This is a genomic window from Blautia sp. BCRC 81119 (genome assembly GCF_003184505.1).
GTDB classification, from domain to species: domain Bacteria; phylum Bacillota; class Clostridia; order Lachnospirales; family Lachnospiraceae; genus Blautia_A; species Blautia_A fusiformis.
Genome location: NZ_QJHD01000031.1, coordinates 43,166 through 60,653, shown reverse-complemented (window position 1 = coordinate 60,653; position 17,488 = coordinate 43,166). Strand labels below are relative to the sequence as shown.

The following is a 17,488-nucleotide window of genomic DNA, read 5'->3' as shown; positions in this document are numbered from 1 at the left end:
GCGAGAGACACCTTCTTTCGTAAATGTTGCAAATGTTTGTTTTGGCACTTTCATTATACAACACATGGAATCGAGGTGTCTTTCTTTTATGCAAAATCACGAACTTGCTCATTTATAGTAGAATAAACAAATAAAAAGTGTGCGAAAAAATGGCAAAAATATAACATATATGACGACTTTTTGACACAATACAAATAAATTTATCGTTAAATTGCATAATAAACATTGTTTTGAAAAAGCGATTGTGGTACAATTTGGATATGCAGAGAGGCGGTGATCAGATGATCCAGGAAACGATCAAGGCAGTGAAAGAGGCGGAGGCAAAAGCACAGCAGAAGATAAAGGATGCATCCGTCCGTGCACAGAGTATCATCAGCGAAGCTGAGAAAGAGGCAGAGAATATTATCAGAAAGGCGGAAACAGCCGCCGGCGAACAGGCGGCATCTGATATGAAAGCAGCCGAAGAACGTGCACACAGTACAGAGAACACTGTCGTTGGACAGGCGGAGGAAGAGCTTGCAGCTTTGAAAAAGAAAGCGGAGTCGAAGCACGAGCAGGCGATCCAGACAGTAATGGACAGTTTGTTCTGAGAGGGGGAGTGCGAAAATGGCAGTATTGCAGATGCAGCGAATCAGTATCTGCGCAATGAAAAAGAACCGTAAGGCCATATTGGAAGAACTGCAGTCACTTGGAGTATTGGAGATCGATGCAGCGGAATTGGATCCGGAGCTTAAGACGATGGATACTATGAATGCCCGGCTGATCTTTGAGAAAAACGCATCCCTTTGTGATCAGGCAATCGAAATACTGGATGAATTTTCGAAGGAAAAGCAATCCATGCTGGCATCCCTGGCAGGGAAACCGCTGATCGGAAGGAAGCAGGAGGAAGAAGCTATCCGGGATCAGGAAGAGATCCTGAGAACAGCTAGAGAAATCCAGGGATACCGGAAGAAGCTTACAGAGAACAATGCGGCAGCAGTTAAGATCGAGCAGCAGGAAGCAGCTCTTGCTCCATGGCTGAAGCTGGATATTCCGATGAACTTCGGCGGTACAGCGAAAGCAGCGGTACTTGTGGGAAGTATTGATGGAAATATAACTCTGGATCAGGTATACAGTCAGCTGGCAGCGGATGCACCACAGCTTGAAGCCTTTGACATTCGGGAAATCTCAAATGACGCCGGTAAGCTGAGCCTGGTGGTTGTCTGCTTGAAAGCACAGGCACAGGAACTGGAAGAAGCGCTTCGGATGCAGGGATTTGCAAGACCGGCACAGCTGGTATCAGAGGTTCCGGCACAGGAGCTGGAGAACCTTAAGAATGAAGTGGCACGCATTCAGGAAGAGTCCGAACAGATCCGGGAACAGATACGTGCTCTTCACGACAGGAAGAGCTCTCTTCAGCTTTTGTCCGATTATTTCCGGATCCGTGCACAGAAATATGAGGTATTAGGACAGCTCCGCCAGTCGGAGAGCACTTTTTTTGTGACAGGATATCTTCCGAAGAAACAGGTTTCTGCAATGGAGAAACGGCTTACGGAGAAGTACGATATTGTTTTTGAAGCAGAAGATGCTGAGGGAGAAAATGTTCCGGTTGCCCTTCAGAACGGCAAATTCGGAGCAGCAGGAGAGGGAGTTCTGGCAGCATTTGGTCTTCCCGGAAAGGGAGAGATCGATCCTTCCACGATCATGACAGCCTGCTATGTATTTCTTTTCGGACTGATGCTGTCAGATGCAGCATATGGACTGCTCGTCTTTGCAGTTTGTCTGGGAGTACTTCTGAAGTTCCCCAGGATGGAGAGCGGAATGCAGAAATCCATCCGGCTTTTTATGTACTGTGGATTGTCCACTTTGTTCTGGGGCGTGATGTTTGGCGGATATTTCGGAGATTTTATCGATGTATTTTCGAAGGTATATCTGCACAGGCCGGTCACGGTGAAGCCGGTATGGTTTGCACCGTTAAATGAGCCAATGAGACTTCTGGTGTTCTCCATGCTGTTTGGTCTGATCCATATGTTTCTGGGAATGGGTCTTAAGGGCTACATGCTGTTACGTGACAGAAAATATCTCGACTTTTTCTGTGACGTAGTACTCTGGTTCCTGCTTCTTATGGGACTGATCCTGATCTTTATCCCAAGCAGCATGTTCCGTTCTATTTCTCAGATGGATCTGAACCTTTCACCGGCAGTGATACAGGTCGGAAAATGGATGGCGATCATCGGTGCTGTGGGAATTCTCTTTATGTCAGGAAGAGATAAGAAGAATCCGTTCCTGAGGCTGGCGCTTGGAGCCTACGATCTTTACAATATCACGGGATGGGTCAGTGATATCCTTTCCTATTCCAGACTTCTGGCCCTGGGACTTGCTACCGGAGTTATCGCATCAGTTATGAACCAGATGGGAAGTATGCTGGGAGACAGTATTCTGGGATGGATCGTATTTATCCTTGTATTTGTGATTGGTCATATCTTTAACCTTCTGATCAATCTTCTGGGTGCATACGTGCACACCTGCCGATTACAGTACGTAGAGTTTTTTGGTAAATTCTTTGAGGGCGGAGGAAAAGAGTTCCACCCCTTCCGCGAAAATACAAAATATGTAGATATTAAGGAGGATTAATATTATGAGTGGTATCGTTTGGGCATTATTGGGAGCAGCAATTTCCGTAGCTCTTGCAGGTATAGGTTCCGCCATCGGTGTTGGTACAGCTGGCCGTGCAGCAGCAGGCGTTGTAACAGAAGACCCGGACAAATTTGCTAAGGTTCTGCTTCTTCAGCTTCTTCCCGGTACGCAGGGTATTTACGGACTGCTGGTAGCATTCCTTGCACTTTCCAAGGTTGGTATCCTGGGCGGCGGTGTTGCTGATATTTCCCTGGAAACCGGTCTTATGATCTTTGTGGCTTGTCTTCCGATTGCTATCGCAGGTCTTCTTTCTGCAATCCATCAGGGAAAAACTTCCGTAGCTTCCATCGGTATCGTAGCCAAGAAACCGGAGCAGTTCGGTAAAGCCATGCTTTTCCCTGCAATGGTTGAGACATATGCGATTCTGGCTCTTCTGATCTCCATTCTTGCAGTCAGCGGAATTCAGGTTTGATTCATCAGGAGGGGCAGAGCATGACAGGATTAGAGAAGATGGTAAGCCAGATTCTTGAAGAGGCCGATGCTTCTGCAGCCGTTACGATCAGTGATGCGGAGAAAAAAGCCGCAGAGATCCTCAGGGAAGCCGGAGAAAAGGCAGATAAGATCCGGCAGCAGAGAGAAGAACAGTCCAGGGCAAAGGTGAAAAGCTATGAAGAGCGGACAGCTTCCGCTGCAGATATGAAGAAGCGTACCGCAGTTCTTGCAGCCAAGCAGGAGCTGATCGGAAATGTGATCGCAGATGCCTGTGACCGTGTGAAGAATCTGGATGAAGAAAAATATTTTGGGATCCTTAAGAATATGGCTGAGAAATATCTTCTTCCAAGAGAAGGAGAGATCTGTTTTTCAAAAAAGGATCTGGAACGTATGCCGGCAGGTTTCCGTGAGGAAATAAAGAGCCTGGCACAGAAAAAGGGTGGTGTGCTGGAAATTTCCGGTGAAACCCGAAACATAGACGGAGGTTTTATCCTGATATACGGCGGCATTGAGGAAAACTGTTCCATTGATGCCATGTTCGCAGAGAAGCGGGATGAGCTTCTGGATCAGGTAAGAAAGATTTTGTTTGCGTAAAACACCATCGCAAAAAGGAGGGCGTGAATGATGTTTGGTGAAGATTATGCCTATGCGGTGGCGCGGATACGTGTTCTGGAGACCGGACTTCTGAATCAGGCGGCGATCGAGCAGCTTCTGGCATGTCAGGATGAGCAGCAGTGCCTTCAGATTCTTACAGAGAAGGGCTGGGGAAACGGTGATCCTGCAGCCGGTGCGGATGCCATTCTTTCCCGGGAGAGAGAAAAGATCTGGGAGATCATGGATTCGCTGGTAGCGGACCGATCTGTTTTTTCTGTTCTTTCTTATCAGGATCTTTTCCATAATATGAAAGCGGCTGTGAAGGCAAGCATCCTGCAAGGGGCAGCGCCGAATATTTTTTTCAGCGACTGTTCCATTGACGGAGAGGATATGGTGAAATTCCTGAAGGATAAGGAATATGATCGTTTTCCTGAGGATATGCGGGAAGCGGCAAGAGAAGCCTATGAGACCTTTTTGCACACAAGAGACGGACAGCTTGCGGATATTATCGTAGACAGGGCAGCACTGGATGCCATAAAAAAAGCCGGAGGACGATCAAAAGAAGAGATCGTCCGGCAGTATGCGGAATCCACGGTAGCGGTAGCAGATATCCGGATCGCAGTCCGTGCCTGCAAAACAGGAAAAAGTTCGGACTTTATGAAAAAAGCCATGGCAGAATGTGACACACTGGATAAGGAGAGACTGATCCACGCGGCAGTAAGCGGAATGGATCAGATCATGGGTTATCTGGCAGAAACGAAATATGGGGACGGAGCTCTGGCACTGGCGGAATCAGCTTCCGCTTTTGAGAGATGGTGTGATAACCAGATCATGGAGACCATCCGCCCTCAGCTGTATAATTCATTTTCACTGGGACCGCTGGTAGCCTATGTGCTTGCCCGTGAAAATGAGATCAAGACGGTGCGGATCATTCTCACCGGAAAGCGCAGCGGCCTTCCGGAAGAGTTTATCCGGGAAAGGGCAAGGGAAATGTATGTATAAGATCGCAGTTTTAGGTGATTATAACAGCATTTACGGGTTTGCGGCTCTTGGCCTTGATACTTTTCCGGTGGAGGATCCTGCAGAAGGTAAAGAGAAGCTTAACCGTCTGGCAGCCGGTGAATATGCGGTTATTTATATTACGGAACAGCTGGCGGCCCAGCTTTCCGCAGAGATCAGTAAATACAGTGAGGAGCTGATGCCTGCGATCATTCAGATTCCCGGAATTTCCGGAAATACAGGTGCAGGTATCGAAAATGTAAAGAAATCCGTGGAGACGGCAGTTGGCTCCGATATTCTTTTCAGTAATGAGTGACAAGAAAGCAGGTGATTGGTTCAGATGAGCAGAGGAACCATTAAGAAGGTGGCAGGACCGCTGGTAATTGCCAAGGGTATGCGGGATGCAAATATGTATGACGTGGTTCGTGTAAGCAGCCAGCGTCTGATCGGTGAGATCATTGAGATGCATGAAGATGAGGCTTCCATACAGGTATATGAGGAGACTTCAGGACTTCGTCCGGGAGAACCGGTAGAGTCCATGGAGGTGCCCCTTTCCGTGGAGCTTGGTCCTGGCCTTATTACAAGCATTTACGATGGAATACAGCGTCCGCTGGATGACATCATGAAGGTAGCAGGCAGCAACAACCTGAAACGAGGCGTTGAGGTTCCTGCCCTGAAGCGGGACAAAAAATGGAATTTCATTCCGGTTGCGAAGGTGGGAGATCCGCTGGAGGGCGGCGATGTTCTTGGAACCGTTCAGGAGACTATCGTTGTTACACAGAAGATCATGGTACCTCCCAATATGAAAGGTACTCTGAAGGAAATTAAATCCGGCGAGTTTACCGTGGATGAGACCGTTGCAGTTCTTTCCACAGCAGACGGCGATAAAGAGCTGACCCTGATGCAGCACTGGCCGGTACGACGTGGCCGTCCATATAAGAAGAAACTTCCGCCAGCTAAACCTCTGGTAACAGGACAGCGTGTTATTGATACCATGTTCCCTATTGCCAAGGGTGGTGTGGCAGCAGTTCCCGGCCCGTTCGGAAGCGGTAAGACGGTTATCCAGCATCAGCTTGCAAAATGGGCTGAGGCAGATATCGTGGTTTATATCGGCTGCGGTGAGCGTGGAAATGAGATGACAGATGTTCTGAACGAGTTCCCGGAGCTGAAGGATCCGAAAACAGGACAATCCCTGATGGAGCGTACGGTTCTGATCGCCAATACCTCAGATATGCCGGTTGCAGCTCGTGAGGCGTCGATCTATACAGGTATTACAATTGCGGAGTATTTCCGTGATATGGGATATTCCGTAGCATTGATGGCAGATTCTACTTCCAGATGGGCTGAGGCTCTCCGTGAGATGTCCGGACGACTGGAGGAGATGCCAGGCGAGGAAGGTTATCCTGCATATCTTGGTTCCCGTCTTGCACAGTTCTATGAGCGTGCCGGACACGTGATCTGTAATGGAAAAGATGGAAGAGAAGGCGCTCTGACCGCTATTGGTGCCGTATCTCCTCCGGGTGGTGATATTTCCGAGCCGGTTTCCCAGGCAACACTTCGAATCGTGAAGGTATTCTGGGGACTGGACGCAAACCTTGCATACAAACGTCACTTCCCGGCGATCAACTGGCTGACTAGTTATTCCCTGTATCTGGACAGTGTAGGCGGATGGTTTGATGAGAATGTGGCCAATGACTGGATGGAGCTCCGCCAGAGAATGATGACCCTTCTTCAGGAAGAGGCAGAGCTGGAAGAAATCGTAAAGATGGTAGGTATGGATGCGCTTTCACCGGGTGACCGACTGAAAATGGAAGCAGCCCGTTCCATCCGAGAGGATTTCCTCCACCAGAACTCTTTCCACGAGATCGATACCTACACATCTCTGGAAAAACAGCACAATATGATGCGTCTGGTACTTGCATTTTATGATACGGGTCTGGATGCGCTGAAACAGGGCGCAGATATCAATGATATCGTAAAGCTTCCGGTACGTGAGCAGATCGGCCGTTATAAATATACAAAAGAAGATCAGCTGGCAGCAGAATATGAGAAAGTAACCCGCCAGCTGGCAGCAGAGACTGCAGAACTTCTGGGAAAGGAGGGCCTGTAAAATGCCAAAAGAATATAGGACCATACAGGAAGTTGCCGGCCCTTTGATGCTGGTACGGGGCGTTGAAGATGTAGCATTTGACGAGCTTGGTGAGATCGAGCTTGCCGATGGCGAAACAAGAAGATGCCGTGTTCTGGAGATCGACGGAAGCAATGCTCTGGTGCAGCTGTTTGAGAGCTCTACAGGTATCAATCTTTCCAACAGCAAGGTACGTTTCCTGGGACGGAGCATGGAGCTTGGTGTATCCGGCGATATGCTGGGTCGTGTTTTTGACGGACTGGGACGTCCCATTGATGACGGCCCGGAGATCCTTCCGGAGGAAAGAAGAGATATCAACGGACTTCCCATGAATCCGGCGGCCAGAAGCTATCCGGAGGAGTTTATCCAGACGGGTGTATCTGCGATTGACGGCCTGAACACCCTGGTACGCGGACAGAAGCTTCCGATCTTCTCCGCATCCGGTCTTCCCCATGCACAGCTTGCGGCACAGATCGCAAGACAGGCGAAGGTTCGCGGAAAAGATGAGCAGTTTGCCGTTGTATTTGCAGCCATGGGTATCACTTTCGAGGAGTCAAACTTCTTTGTAGAGAGCTTTAAGGAAACCGGAGCGATAGATCGTACTGTTCTGTTTGTGAACCTGGCAAATGACCCTGCTGTTGAGCGTATCGCTACTCCGCGAATGGCACTGACAGCGGCTGAATATCTTGCTTTCGAAAAAGACATGCACGTATTGGTAATCCTTACGGATATCACAAACTATGCGGATGCGCTCCGTGAGGTTTCCGCGGCTCGTAAGGAGGTTCCGGGACGTCGTGGATATCCCGGATATATGTACACAGATCTTGCTTCTCTTTATGAGCGTGCAGGCCGTCAGAAAGGAAAATCAGGAAGTATCACCATGGTTCCGATCCTGACTATGCCCGAGGATGATAAGACCCATCCGATCCCGGACCTTACCGGTTACATCACAGAGGGACAGATCATCCTGAGCCGTGAGCTTTACCGTAAGGGAATCACACCGCCCATCGATGTTCTTCCGTCTCTGTCACGACTGAAGGATAAGGGTATCGGTGAAGGCAAGACAAGAGCAGACCATGCAAACACCATGAACCAGCTGTTTGCCGCATATGCCCGTGGTAAAGAGGCCAAAGAGCTGATGACCATTCTTGGTGAGGCAGCTCTTTCCGATATTGACCTGATTTATGCAAAATTTGCAGATGCTTTCGAGAAGGAATATGTTTCCCAGGGCTATCAGGCTAACCGTGATATTGAGGAAACACTGGCCATCGGCTGGAAGCTGCTTTCCATTCTTCCGAGAAGCGAGCTGAAACGTATCGATGACAAATTCCTTGATCAGTATTACGGAAAAGTATAAAGGGGGGATGATTTGTGGCATCAACACAGGTGAATCCTACCCGTATGGAGCTTACGAAGCAGAAAAAGAAGCTGGTGACTGCAGTACGTGGCCATAAGCTTCTGAAGGATAAGCGGGACGAGCTGATGAGACAGTTCCTGGATCTGGTACGGGAGAATATGGAGCTGCGAAAAAAAGTAGAAGCCGGTATCCGAAGCGCTAACACCAATTTTGTCATTGCAAAAGCAGGAATGTCGGAGGAGACGCTGAATACGGCACTGATGGCTCCCAAGCAGGAAGTTTATCTGGAAACCGGAAAAAAGAATGTCATGAGTGTGGATATTCCTGTTTTTGAATACAAAACAAGAACACCGGATGCTAACGATATCTATTCCTATGGCTTTGCTTTTACATCCAGTGATCTGGACGGAGCGGTAAAATCCCTGGCAGACATCCTGCCGGATATGCTTCGTCTGGCAGAAGTGGAAAAGGCCTGTCAGCTTATGGCTTCCGAGATCGAAAAAACAAGGCGTCGTGTAAATGCCCTGGAGCATGTCATCATACCGGAAGCCCGGGCAAACATTAAATACATCACCATGAAGCTGGATGAGAACGAGAGAAGTACTCAGATCCGACTGATGAAGGTGAAAGATATGATGCTGGAGGAGGCACATCATTATAAGGAGCGGGAGGCAGAGCGCGGAGCGTAAAGCGCAGCCATCCTGAAAGAAAAAGAAAAGTTTATATAGAAAGTTTTAAGTAACGGAAAGGAGATGTCCCTGTACTGTGTGAAATTTCGGCAGTGCAGGGGCGTTTTATTTATAAAATATTTAGCTTTTGTTATTAGAAAATCAAGAAAAATACAGTATAATAGATAATAAGTAAATCAGACAGCTGCAGATGCAGAAATATAAAAGAAAGCTGCTCTGTCTGCTGAAAAATAAAGAAATGAAAAATAAAGAAAGAGGAGAAAGCTGATCTGACCAGGTAAACTGCCGGGCAGCTGCATGGCTATGAACAGCTGGCAAAGCAGATTGCGGTAGCGTCTGATCAGTAAGAGGTATATGAATATTTTACAGTCAATACAACAGCTGGACGGAGAAATCCTTCTCCTGATCCAGCGATATTTAAGAACGGATATGCTGACACCATTTATGAAATCTGTTACATTTCTGGGAAACGGAGGATGGTTCTGGATCCTCTGTGCAGTTGTTCTTCTTGCTGTTCCAAAGACAAGAAAAACAGGCTATGCGGCAGCCTTGTCCCTGATCTTCGGGGCGATCGTTACCAACCTGCTTCTCAAAAATATAGTGGCAAGACCAAGGCCTTTTGCGGAAATCGAAGCTCTCATCCCTATGATCACCAAACCGAAGGATTTCTCTTTTCCGTCAGGTCACACCACAGCATCCTTTGCCGTTGCTCTGGTAATGCTCCGGATGCTTCCGAAGAAATTCGGAATCCCGGCAGTAGTCCTGGCAGCACTGGTGGCATTTTCCAGACTGTATCTTGGTGTCCATTATCCGACAGATGTTCTGGCCGGATTCGTGATCGCGCTGGTGGGAAGCATGTTGTCAGTATGGATCGTGCGAACGAAACTGGAAGACAAACAGGTACATTAGCATTGTCCATAGGAAATATAAAGCACTTTACCTGGACAAAGTATTGACACGCTGAAGCAAGACGGGGTAAAATTGTAGACAGTACAACAGATTCTGACTATGGTAGAAATAAGGATATGAAACCCTGTAAAATCGGATAAAAGGAGAGAGCACAAAATGATATCAGAAAAAATGAAACCCTACGTAAAAAATAATTCCGCCATCCGTATGATGTTTGAGGAAGGAAACCGCCTCCGTGCGAAATATGGCGCAGACAAGGTTTTTGATTTCAGTCTCGGAAATCCAAGTGTACCGGCACCGGACAGCGTCCGCGAAGCAATTATCGAGCTTGTAAACACTACGGATCCGACTATTCTTCACGGCTATATGAGCAATGCAGGTTTTGAGGATGTACGCCAGACCATCGCAGAATCCCTCAACAGACGTTTCGCTACGAAATTTTCCGCAAAGAATCTGATCATGACCGTCGGCGCTGCAAGCGGACTGAATGTGATCCTGAAAACAATCCTGAATCCTGGAGAAGAGGTGATCGTTTTTGCGCCATATTTTCTGGAATACGGTGCATATGTCCGCAATTATGATGGTGTCCTTGTGGAAATCTCTCCGGATACCACAACCTTCCAGCCAAATCTCGCTGAGTTTGAACAGAAGATCACACCGAAGACAAGAGCAGTTATCGTAAATACCCCACACAATCCTACCGGAGTTGTATATTCAGAAGAAACGATCAAGAAGCTTTCCGCAATCCTGGAAGCAAAACAGAAAGAGTTCGGAAGTGTGATCTACCTGATCTCCGATGAGCCATACCGTGAGCTGGCTTATGATGGCGTGGAGGTCCCATACCTGACGAAATATTATAACAATACTGTTGTAGGCTATTCCTACAGCAAATCTCTTTCCCTTCCGGGTGAACGTATCGGATATCTGGTGATCCCTGATGAGGCAGACGGAAGCGAAGAGCTGATCTCTGCAGCAACCATTGCAAACCGTACACTTGGCTGTGTAAATGCACCGTCCCTGATCCAGAAGGTAGTTGCAAAATGTGTAGACGCCAAGACGGATCTTGTAGCTTATGATAAAAATCGTCAGGCACTTTATAATGGCCTGAAAGAATGCGGATTTGAGTGCATCAAACCACAGGGTGCCTTCTATCTCTTTGTAAAATCTCCGGTTGAAGACGAAAAAGCCTTCTGTGAAGCCGGTAAGAAATATAACATCCTTATGGTACCGGGAAGCTCCTTCGCATGCCCCGGTTATGTGAGACTTGCATATTGTGTATCCTATGAGACAATTGTGAATTCTCTTCCTGAATTTAAAAAACTTGCAGCAGAGTATGGCTTGAAATAAACGATCATTACCAAGCAGTTGAATAAAAGATCCCCGGTACAGTCTGTTCATGCAGCCCTGTATCGGGGATCTTTTGCAAGAGGGAATAAGCAAATGAAACGTAGTCGGGAGTGAATAGACTCCCGACTGTGTTTCATTAAAAGGATGTTCCACATTTATTTGGCTTTTTTCTTTTCTTTATTTGGCATTTCTCCGTAATAAGCTTTCAGATAGATATCTTTCAGCTCGGATACAAGCGGATATCTCGGGTTGGCACCGGTACACTGGTCATTGAAGGCCTGCTCGGACATCTCATCCAGAGTTTCCAGGAAATGCTTCTCATCTACGCCGTAATCACGGATCGTCGGCAGGATCTCGATAGTTCTCATAAGCTCATCCAGTTTAGCAAGAAGTTTTTCGAATACTTCTGTATCGTTCTTGCCTGTAAGACCTACAGAACGTCCGATCTCAGCGTAGCGTGCAAGTGTCTTTGGATACTGATACTGTGGGAAGGTACCCATCTTAGTCGGAACCTCAGCACTGTTGTAACGCATAACATCCAGAAGAACAACTGCGTTTGCGATACCGTGTGGCAGGTGGTGGAAAGCACCGAGCTTGTGAGCGAGAGAGTGGTTAACGCCGAGGAATGCATTGGCGAATGCAAGACCTGCCATGCAGGAAGCGTTAGCCATATGATCTCTGGCCTCTACGTCATTGCCATCTTTATATGCACGCGGCAGATACTCAAATACAAGCTTGATCGCTTTCAGTGCAAGACCATCGGTGTAATCGGAAGCCATCATGGAAACATAAGCCTCAATGGCATGTGTCATAACATCGATACCGGAAGCACGGGTAAGTCCCTTCGGTGCGCTCATCATGTTATTGGTATCTACGATCGCCATATCCGGGAGAAGCTCGTAATCAGCCAGTGGCCATTTAACGCCGGTATCCTGATCTGTGATGATGGCGAAAGGAGTAACCTCGGAGCCTGTACCGGAAGAGGTCGGGATCGCTACGAAGTAAGCTTTTTTACCCATCTTCGGGAAGGTATAAACTCTCTTACGGATATCCATGAAGTCCATGGACATATCGGAGAAGTCAGCGTCCGGATTCTCATAAAGCATCCACATAACCTTGCCGGCATCCATTGCGGAACCGCCGCCAAGAGCGATGATGCAGTCTGGCTCAAAGGCGGTCATAGCCTTGGCACCGGCTTTGGCGGAAGCGAGAGACGGGTCAGGAGCTACATCAGAGAAGCATGTATGAACGATGCCCATCTGATCCAGTTTATCTTCGATCGGTTTGGTGTAGCCATTCTTGTAGAGGAAGGAGTCTGTTACGATGAAGCAGCGTTTCTTGCCCATAACAGTACCGAGCTCATCAAGAGCAACCGGCATACAGCCCTTCTTAAAGTAAACCTTTTCCGGTGTTCTCATCCAGAGCATATTCTCTCTCCTTTCAGCAACAGTCTTGGTATTGAGAAGGTGTTTGACACCAACGTTCTCGGATACGGAGTTACCGCCCCAGGAACCGCAGCCAAGAGTAAGGGATGGAGCAAGCTTGAAGTTGTAAAGGTCACCGATACCACCCTGGGAAGAAGGGGTATTGATAAGGATACGGCAGGTTTTCATAGTTGCTTCGAATTTATCCATCTTCTCTGTTTCATTTACGTTGATGTAGAGGGAAGAGGTATGACCATAGCCGCCGTCTGCAACGAGCTGCGCAGCCTTTGCAACAGCATCGTCAAAATTCTTGGCCTTGTACATGGCAAGTACAGGGGAAAGCTTCTCGTGTGCGAATTCTTCGCTGATATCAACGGACTCAACCTCACCGATCAGGATCTTGGTCTCAGCCGGTACAGTAACGCCTGCCATTTCAGCGATAGTAGCAGCCTTCTGTCCTACGATCTTGGCATTCAGTGCACCGTTGATAAGGATGGTCTTTCTGACTTTCTCGATCTCGTCTTTTTTAAGGAAGTAGCATCCTCTGTAAAGGAACTCTTCCTTCACTTCTTTATAAATGCTCTCCAGAACAGTTACGGACTGCTCGGAAGCACAGATCATACCATTGTCAAAGGTCTTGGAGTGGATGATGGAGTTAACTGCAAGACGGATATCTGCGCTGTCATCAATAATGGCAGGTGTATTTCCGGGTCCTACACCAACAGCCGGTTTACCGGAGGAGTAAGCTGCTTTGACCATTCCGGGACCACCGGTGGCAAGGATGATATCTGCGTTCTGCATTACCATGTTGGTAAGGTCAAGGCTTGGGATATCGATCCATCCGATGATTCCTTCCGGCGCACCTGCGGCAACAGCTGCTTCCAGAACAACTTTTGCAGCTTCAATAGTGGATTTCTTAGCACGCGGATGCGGGCTGATGATGATCGCATTACGGGTTTTCAGGGAAATAAGAGATTTATAGATTGCTGTGGAGGTCGGGTTGGTTGTAGGGATAACTGCGGCAATCAGTCCTACAGGCTCCAGGATCTTCTTGAGTCCGTATGCCTTGTCTTCTTCTACAACACCACATGTCTGAGTGTTCTTATATGCATTGTAAACATACTCTGCTGCGTAATGGTTCTTGATAACCTTGTCTTCCATGATACCCATGCCTGTTTCCTCAACAGCCATTTTGGCAAGTGGGATACGCATCTTGTCAGCAGCAGTAGCAGCTGCCTTAAAGATCTTGTCGACCTGCTCCTGTGTGTAGGTAGCAAAGATCTTCTGTGCCTCTTTCATTGCAGCCATTTTCGCGGTCAGGGCTTCTGGAGTGTCGATGATGGTAGGGATAGTTTCTTTCTTTGCCATGTGGAATCCTCCTGTTTTCATATGATAATGGTCTGTGGTCCTGCGGGCTTATCCTTTTTTCGCCGGCAGATGCTGCAGAGTTTTTGTAAGTCCCCGTGCTGCGTTTCGTTGTTGATTCAATCTGATTGAATTTTTAGTTTCGATACTGATATAGTATCAAAATTCTGAAAAAAACGCAAATTCTGAATTTTGTCGCTATGTGCAAAATGACGAACAGAAAATTCGGGGAAAATACTGTAAATTTTACTTTGCAGAACGCTGAATTATTGGAAAAATCTTAAAAAAAAATTTTGAAATTCAGCACTGTGCACAAAAAACATGTTAAAAAATTGTCAGCGCTGACAAAAAACATGCACACATATGAAGGGTGGGCAAAAGATAAAACGCAACATGTGGTTAAAACATTAACGTTAAACTTTTGTCAAACGATCATGCACACATTATAATTTAACTGATTTCAGACGTCAATAGAGAATTCGATAAATAATTCACAAAAATACGGAACGATTTTGATAAAAAATTCACAAAAATATTGTGACAAAGTAAAGCGTGATAACATAAGAAACCAAAAAACTTGAAATTATTTAAATTTTCAGAATAATTAGGTGGAAATTATCGGGATTTTTTTCAGAAATGCAGAAAAAACTGCCATACAGGAAATGCTTCCCATATGGCAGTTTATATAAATATAGGTCAGGCGGATAAAAGCATCCGCATTCACTATGTGGCTTTGCGCCGAATTACTGTAAAAGGTTTCTGCTCAACAGTAAATGATAGCCAGGTTCGATCAGCTTTTGCGGAATGCGGCACGTTTTCTGTCTCTGGAGTCCAGAATACGTTTACGGATACGAAGGCTTGTCGGTGTTACCTCAAGAAGCTCATCCTGGTCGATGAACTCAATGGCCTGCTCAAGACTTAAGATCTTTGGCGGAACAAGCTTCAGTGCATCGTCAGCGGAAGAGGAACGGGTGTTGGTAAGGTGCTTGGTCTTGCAGACATTCAGTTCGATATCCTCGGCCTTTCCGTTCTGTCCGATGACCATACCGCTGTAAACCTTCTCGCCAGGTCCGACAAAGAGAGTACCACGCTCCTGAGCAGAGAAAAGACCGTAGGTAACAGTTTCGCCTGCCTCGAAAGCGATGAGGGAACCCTGTTTACGGTACGGGAAGTCTCCCTTGTATGGTGCGTATCCGTCAAACATGGTGTTCAGGATACCGGTACCCTTGGTGGAGGTAAGGAATTCGTTACGGAATCCGATCAGTCCACGGGAGGGGATGGAGAACTCGAGACGTACAGTTCCGTCGCTTGCTGTGCTCATACCCTGAAGCTCACCTTTACGCTCGCTGAGTTTCTGGATGATAGTACCGGAAAATTCTTCCGGAACGTCAACGTATGCGATTTCGATCGGCTCCAGTTTACGTCCACGCTCGTCTGTGTGATAGAGAACCTCCGGTTTGCTGACTGCAAACTCGTATCCCTCACGGCGCATGTTCTCAATAAGAACGGAGAGGTGAAGCTCACCACGGCCGGAAACCTTGAAGCACTCGGTTGTATCGGTGTCTTCTACACGAAGGCTGACGTCTGTGTTCAGCTCACGGTAGAGACGGTCACGAAGGTGACGGGAAGTGATGTATTTACCTTCCTGTCCTGCAAGAGGACTGTCGTTTACAAGGAAGTTCATGGAGATTGTTGGCTCGGAAATCTTCTGGAACGGAATGGACTCCGGGTTGTCTCCTGCACAGAGGGTATCTCCAATGTGGATATCCGCGATACCGGAGATTGCAACAATAGCTCCGATGGTAGCGCTTTTAACTTCAACTTTGTTCAGTCCGTCAAATTCGTAGAGTTTGCTGATCTTTACGCGCTCGTGTTTGTCAGGGTCATGATGGTTCAGAAGCATCAGCTCCTGGTTCACGGAAATGGTTCCGCGCTCAACCTTACCGACACCGATACGGCCTACATACTCATTGTAGTCGATGGTGCTGATAAGAACCTGCGTATCTCCGTCCGGATCTCCCTCCGGAGCAGGAATCGCATCAAGGATGGTCTCAAAAAGCGGAGCCATATTCTCAGGTTTGTCCTCAAGGTTACGAACTGCATAGCCGGCTTTTGCGGAGGCATACAGGAATGGGCAGTCCAGCTGTTCGTCAGATGCGTCCAGATCCATGAGAAGCTCCAGAACCTCGTCGACAACCTCCTCCGGACGTGCTTCCGGACGGTCGATCTTATTGATGCAGACAATAACATGCAGGTTCAGTTCGAGAGCTTTACGAAGTACAAATTTAGTCTGAGGCATGGCACCCTCGAAGGCGTCCACAAGAAGAATAACGCCGTCTACCATCTTCAGCACACGCTCTACCTCGCCGCCGAAGTCCGCATGACCTGGAGTATCGATGATATTGATTTTTACATCCTTATAATGAACTGCGGTGTTTTTGGAGAGAATCGTAATGCCGCGCTCACGCTCAATATCGTTGGAGTCCATGACACGTTCCTGGACTTCCTGGTTCTCACGGAAAACACCGCTCTGTTTCAAAAGCTCGTCAACAAGTGTTGTTTTACCGTGATCGACATGGGCGATAATGGCCACGTTACGAACATCTTCACGCTTGGTCTTCATATAATCCAAATCCTTTCTTTCCATATATAAGTAATCTTTTTTGTTAAAAATGATGTCCAAATTTATAGTCTATCACATTTTTGTGAGATTACAAGACATAAAAAAATATTTTTGGTTTTTCATTTTTCAGGCATATTATACCGCAAATACACATAGATTGATATAGACGAAATACACGAAGAGGAAGGAGAGCTACTTATTATGGCAGATAAAATTATTGAAAACAATCAGGTATCCGTTATGGGACGGATCGCTACGGGGTTTACTTTCAGCCATCAGGTCTTTGGAGAAGGATTTTACATGATGGATATCCTGGTAAAACGTCTCAGCGATTCGGAGGACAGGATCCCGGTGATGGTGTCTGAGCGGCTGATCGATATCACACAGGATTATGTGGGAGAATATATCGAGATCCACGGACAGTTCCGATCCTATAACCGTCATGAAGAAAAGAGAAACCGGCTTGTGCTTTCAGTCTTTGCCCGGGAAGTGAAGTTTGTGGGGGAGGAAGAAGAAACTATGCCGGTCAATCAGATCTTTCTGGACGGATATATCTGTAAACCGCCTGTATACAGAAAAACACCGTTGGGAAGAGAGATCGCAGATCTTCTGATGGCAGTCAATCGACCTTACGGAAAATCCGATTACATACCATGTATATGCTGGGGAAGAAATGCCAGATATGCTTCTGCTTTTGAAGTAGGTGGGCATGTACTGATCTGGGGCAGGATCCAGAGCAGGGAGTACATGAAACGGATTAGTGAAAACGAAACAGAAAAAAGGATTGCCTATGAAGTTTCGGTGAGTAAATTGGAATATGTTGAGTAACATTGGATATATTTTGGAATAGTGGTGAGAACATTAAGGTAACACTTGCATTTCCAGCCAATCTGCGGTAATATTAAAAAAATTAGAAAAATGGGGAATTACCGGTTTCACTAACAG

General features: G+C 47.0%; 14 protein-coding genes. 12 read left to right on the top strand and 2 right to left on the bottom strand.

All coding sequences use genetic code 11. The features are described from left to right. The first annotated feature begins 281 nt into the window (after positions 1-281). The 11 genes from DMI82_RS16655 (at position 282) to DMI82_RS16605 (ending at position 11,131) form a co-directional block, all read left to right on the top strand. Positions 282-590 (top strand): V-type ATPase subunit subunit G family protein, encoded by a 309-nt coding sequence (locus DMI82_RS16655; RefSeq protein ID WP_022427344.1) that lies wholly within the window; start codon positions 282-284, stop codon positions 588-590. Positions 591-606: 16 nt separating this feature from the next. After that, on the top strand, positions 607-2,613 hold the full coding sequence (locus DMI82_RS16650) for a V-type ATP synthase subunit I (protein WP_110104019.1): 2,007 nt from the start codon (positions 607-609) through the stop codon (positions 2,611-2,613). A gap of 4 nt (positions 2,614-2,617) precedes the next feature. Beyond that, positions 2,618-3,088, top strand: coding sequence for a V-type ATP synthase subunit K (locus tag DMI82_RS16645; RefSeq protein ID WP_015526259.1), 471 nt, complete (start codon positions 2,618-2,620; stop codon positions 3,086-3,088). 20 nt (positions 3,089-3,108) lie between these two features. Then, positions 3,109-3,702 (top strand): V-type ATP synthase subunit E, encoded by a 594-nt coding sequence (locus DMI82_RS16640; protein ID WP_015526258.1) that lies wholly within the window; start codon positions 3,109-3,111, stop codon positions 3,700-3,702. 30 nt (positions 3,703-3,732) lie between these two features. Further along, positions 3,733-4,704: a V0D/AC39 family V-type ATPase subunit gene (locus tag DMI82_RS16635; protein WP_044962242.1), complete on the top strand. Its 972-nt coding sequence runs from the start codon at positions 3,733-3,735 to the stop codon at positions 4,702-4,704. Further along, positions 4,697-5,017 (top strand): V-type ATP synthase subunit F, encoded by a 321-nt coding sequence (locus tag DMI82_RS16630; RefSeq protein WP_021652678.1) that lies wholly within the window; start codon positions 4,697-4,699, stop codon positions 5,015-5,017. The genes DMI82_RS16635 and DMI82_RS16630 overlap by 8 nt, the downstream gene beginning before the upstream one ends. 24 nt (positions 5,018-5,041) lie before the next feature. Beyond that, positions 5,042-6,811, top strand: coding sequence for a V-type ATP synthase subunit A (locus tag DMI82_RS16625; RefSeq protein ID WP_110104018.1), 1,770 nt, complete (start codon positions 5,042-5,044; stop codon positions 6,809-6,811). Between the two features lies 1 nt (position 6,812). Continuing rightward, on the top strand, positions 6,813-8,186 hold the full coding sequence (locus DMI82_RS16620; protein WP_015526254.1) for a V-type ATP synthase subunit B: 1,374 nt from the start codon (positions 6,813-6,815) through the stop codon (positions 8,184-8,186). Positions 8,187-8,200: 14 nt separating this feature from the next. Further along, positions 8,201-8,875, top strand: coding sequence for a V-type ATP synthase subunit D (locus DMI82_RS16615; RefSeq protein ID WP_022427340.1), 675 nt, complete (start codon positions 8,201-8,203; stop codon positions 8,873-8,875). Between the two features lie 354 nt (positions 8,876-9,229). Further along, on the top strand, positions 9,230-9,784 hold the full coding sequence (locus tag DMI82_RS16610) for a phosphatase PAP2 family protein (RefSeq protein ID WP_110104017.1): 555 nt from the start codon (positions 9,230-9,232) through the stop codon (positions 9,782-9,784). Between the two features lie 156 nt (positions 9,785-9,940). Further along, the gene (locus tag DMI82_RS16605; RefSeq protein ID WP_110104016.1) at positions 9,941-11,131 is read left to right on the top strand and encodes a pyridoxal phosphate-dependent aminotransferase; all 1,191 of its coding nucleotides are present in this window, start codon (positions 9,941-9,943) and stop codon (positions 11,129-11,131) included. Positions 11,132-11,286: 155 nt separating this feature from the next. Here the strand turns inward: DMI82_RS16605 and adhE are convergent, their stop codons facing one another. Beyond that, positions 11,287-13,923, bottom strand: a complete 2,637-nt coding sequence (adhE, locus tag DMI82_RS16600) for a bifunctional acetaldehyde-CoA/alcohol dehydrogenase (RefSeq protein ID WP_110104015.1) — start codon at positions 13,921-13,923, stop codon at positions 11,287-11,289. A gap of 787 nt (positions 13,924-14,710) precedes the next feature. Continuing rightward, entirely contained in the window at positions 14,711-16,543 is a 1,833-nt protein-coding gene (typA, locus tag DMI82_RS16595; protein ID WP_044962244.1) for a translational GTPase TypA, read from the bottom strand. A gap of 201 nt (positions 16,544-16,744) precedes the next feature. Between typA and DMI82_RS16590 the strand changes: the two genes are divergently transcribed. After that, positions 16,745-17,371 carry a single-stranded DNA-binding protein gene (locus tag DMI82_RS16590; protein WP_110104014.1) on the top strand — a complete coding sequence of 209 codons (627 nt, stop codon included), beginning with the start codon at positions 16,745-16,747 and terminating at the stop codon, positions 17,369-17,371. Positions 17,372-17,488 lie beyond the last annotated feature (117 nt).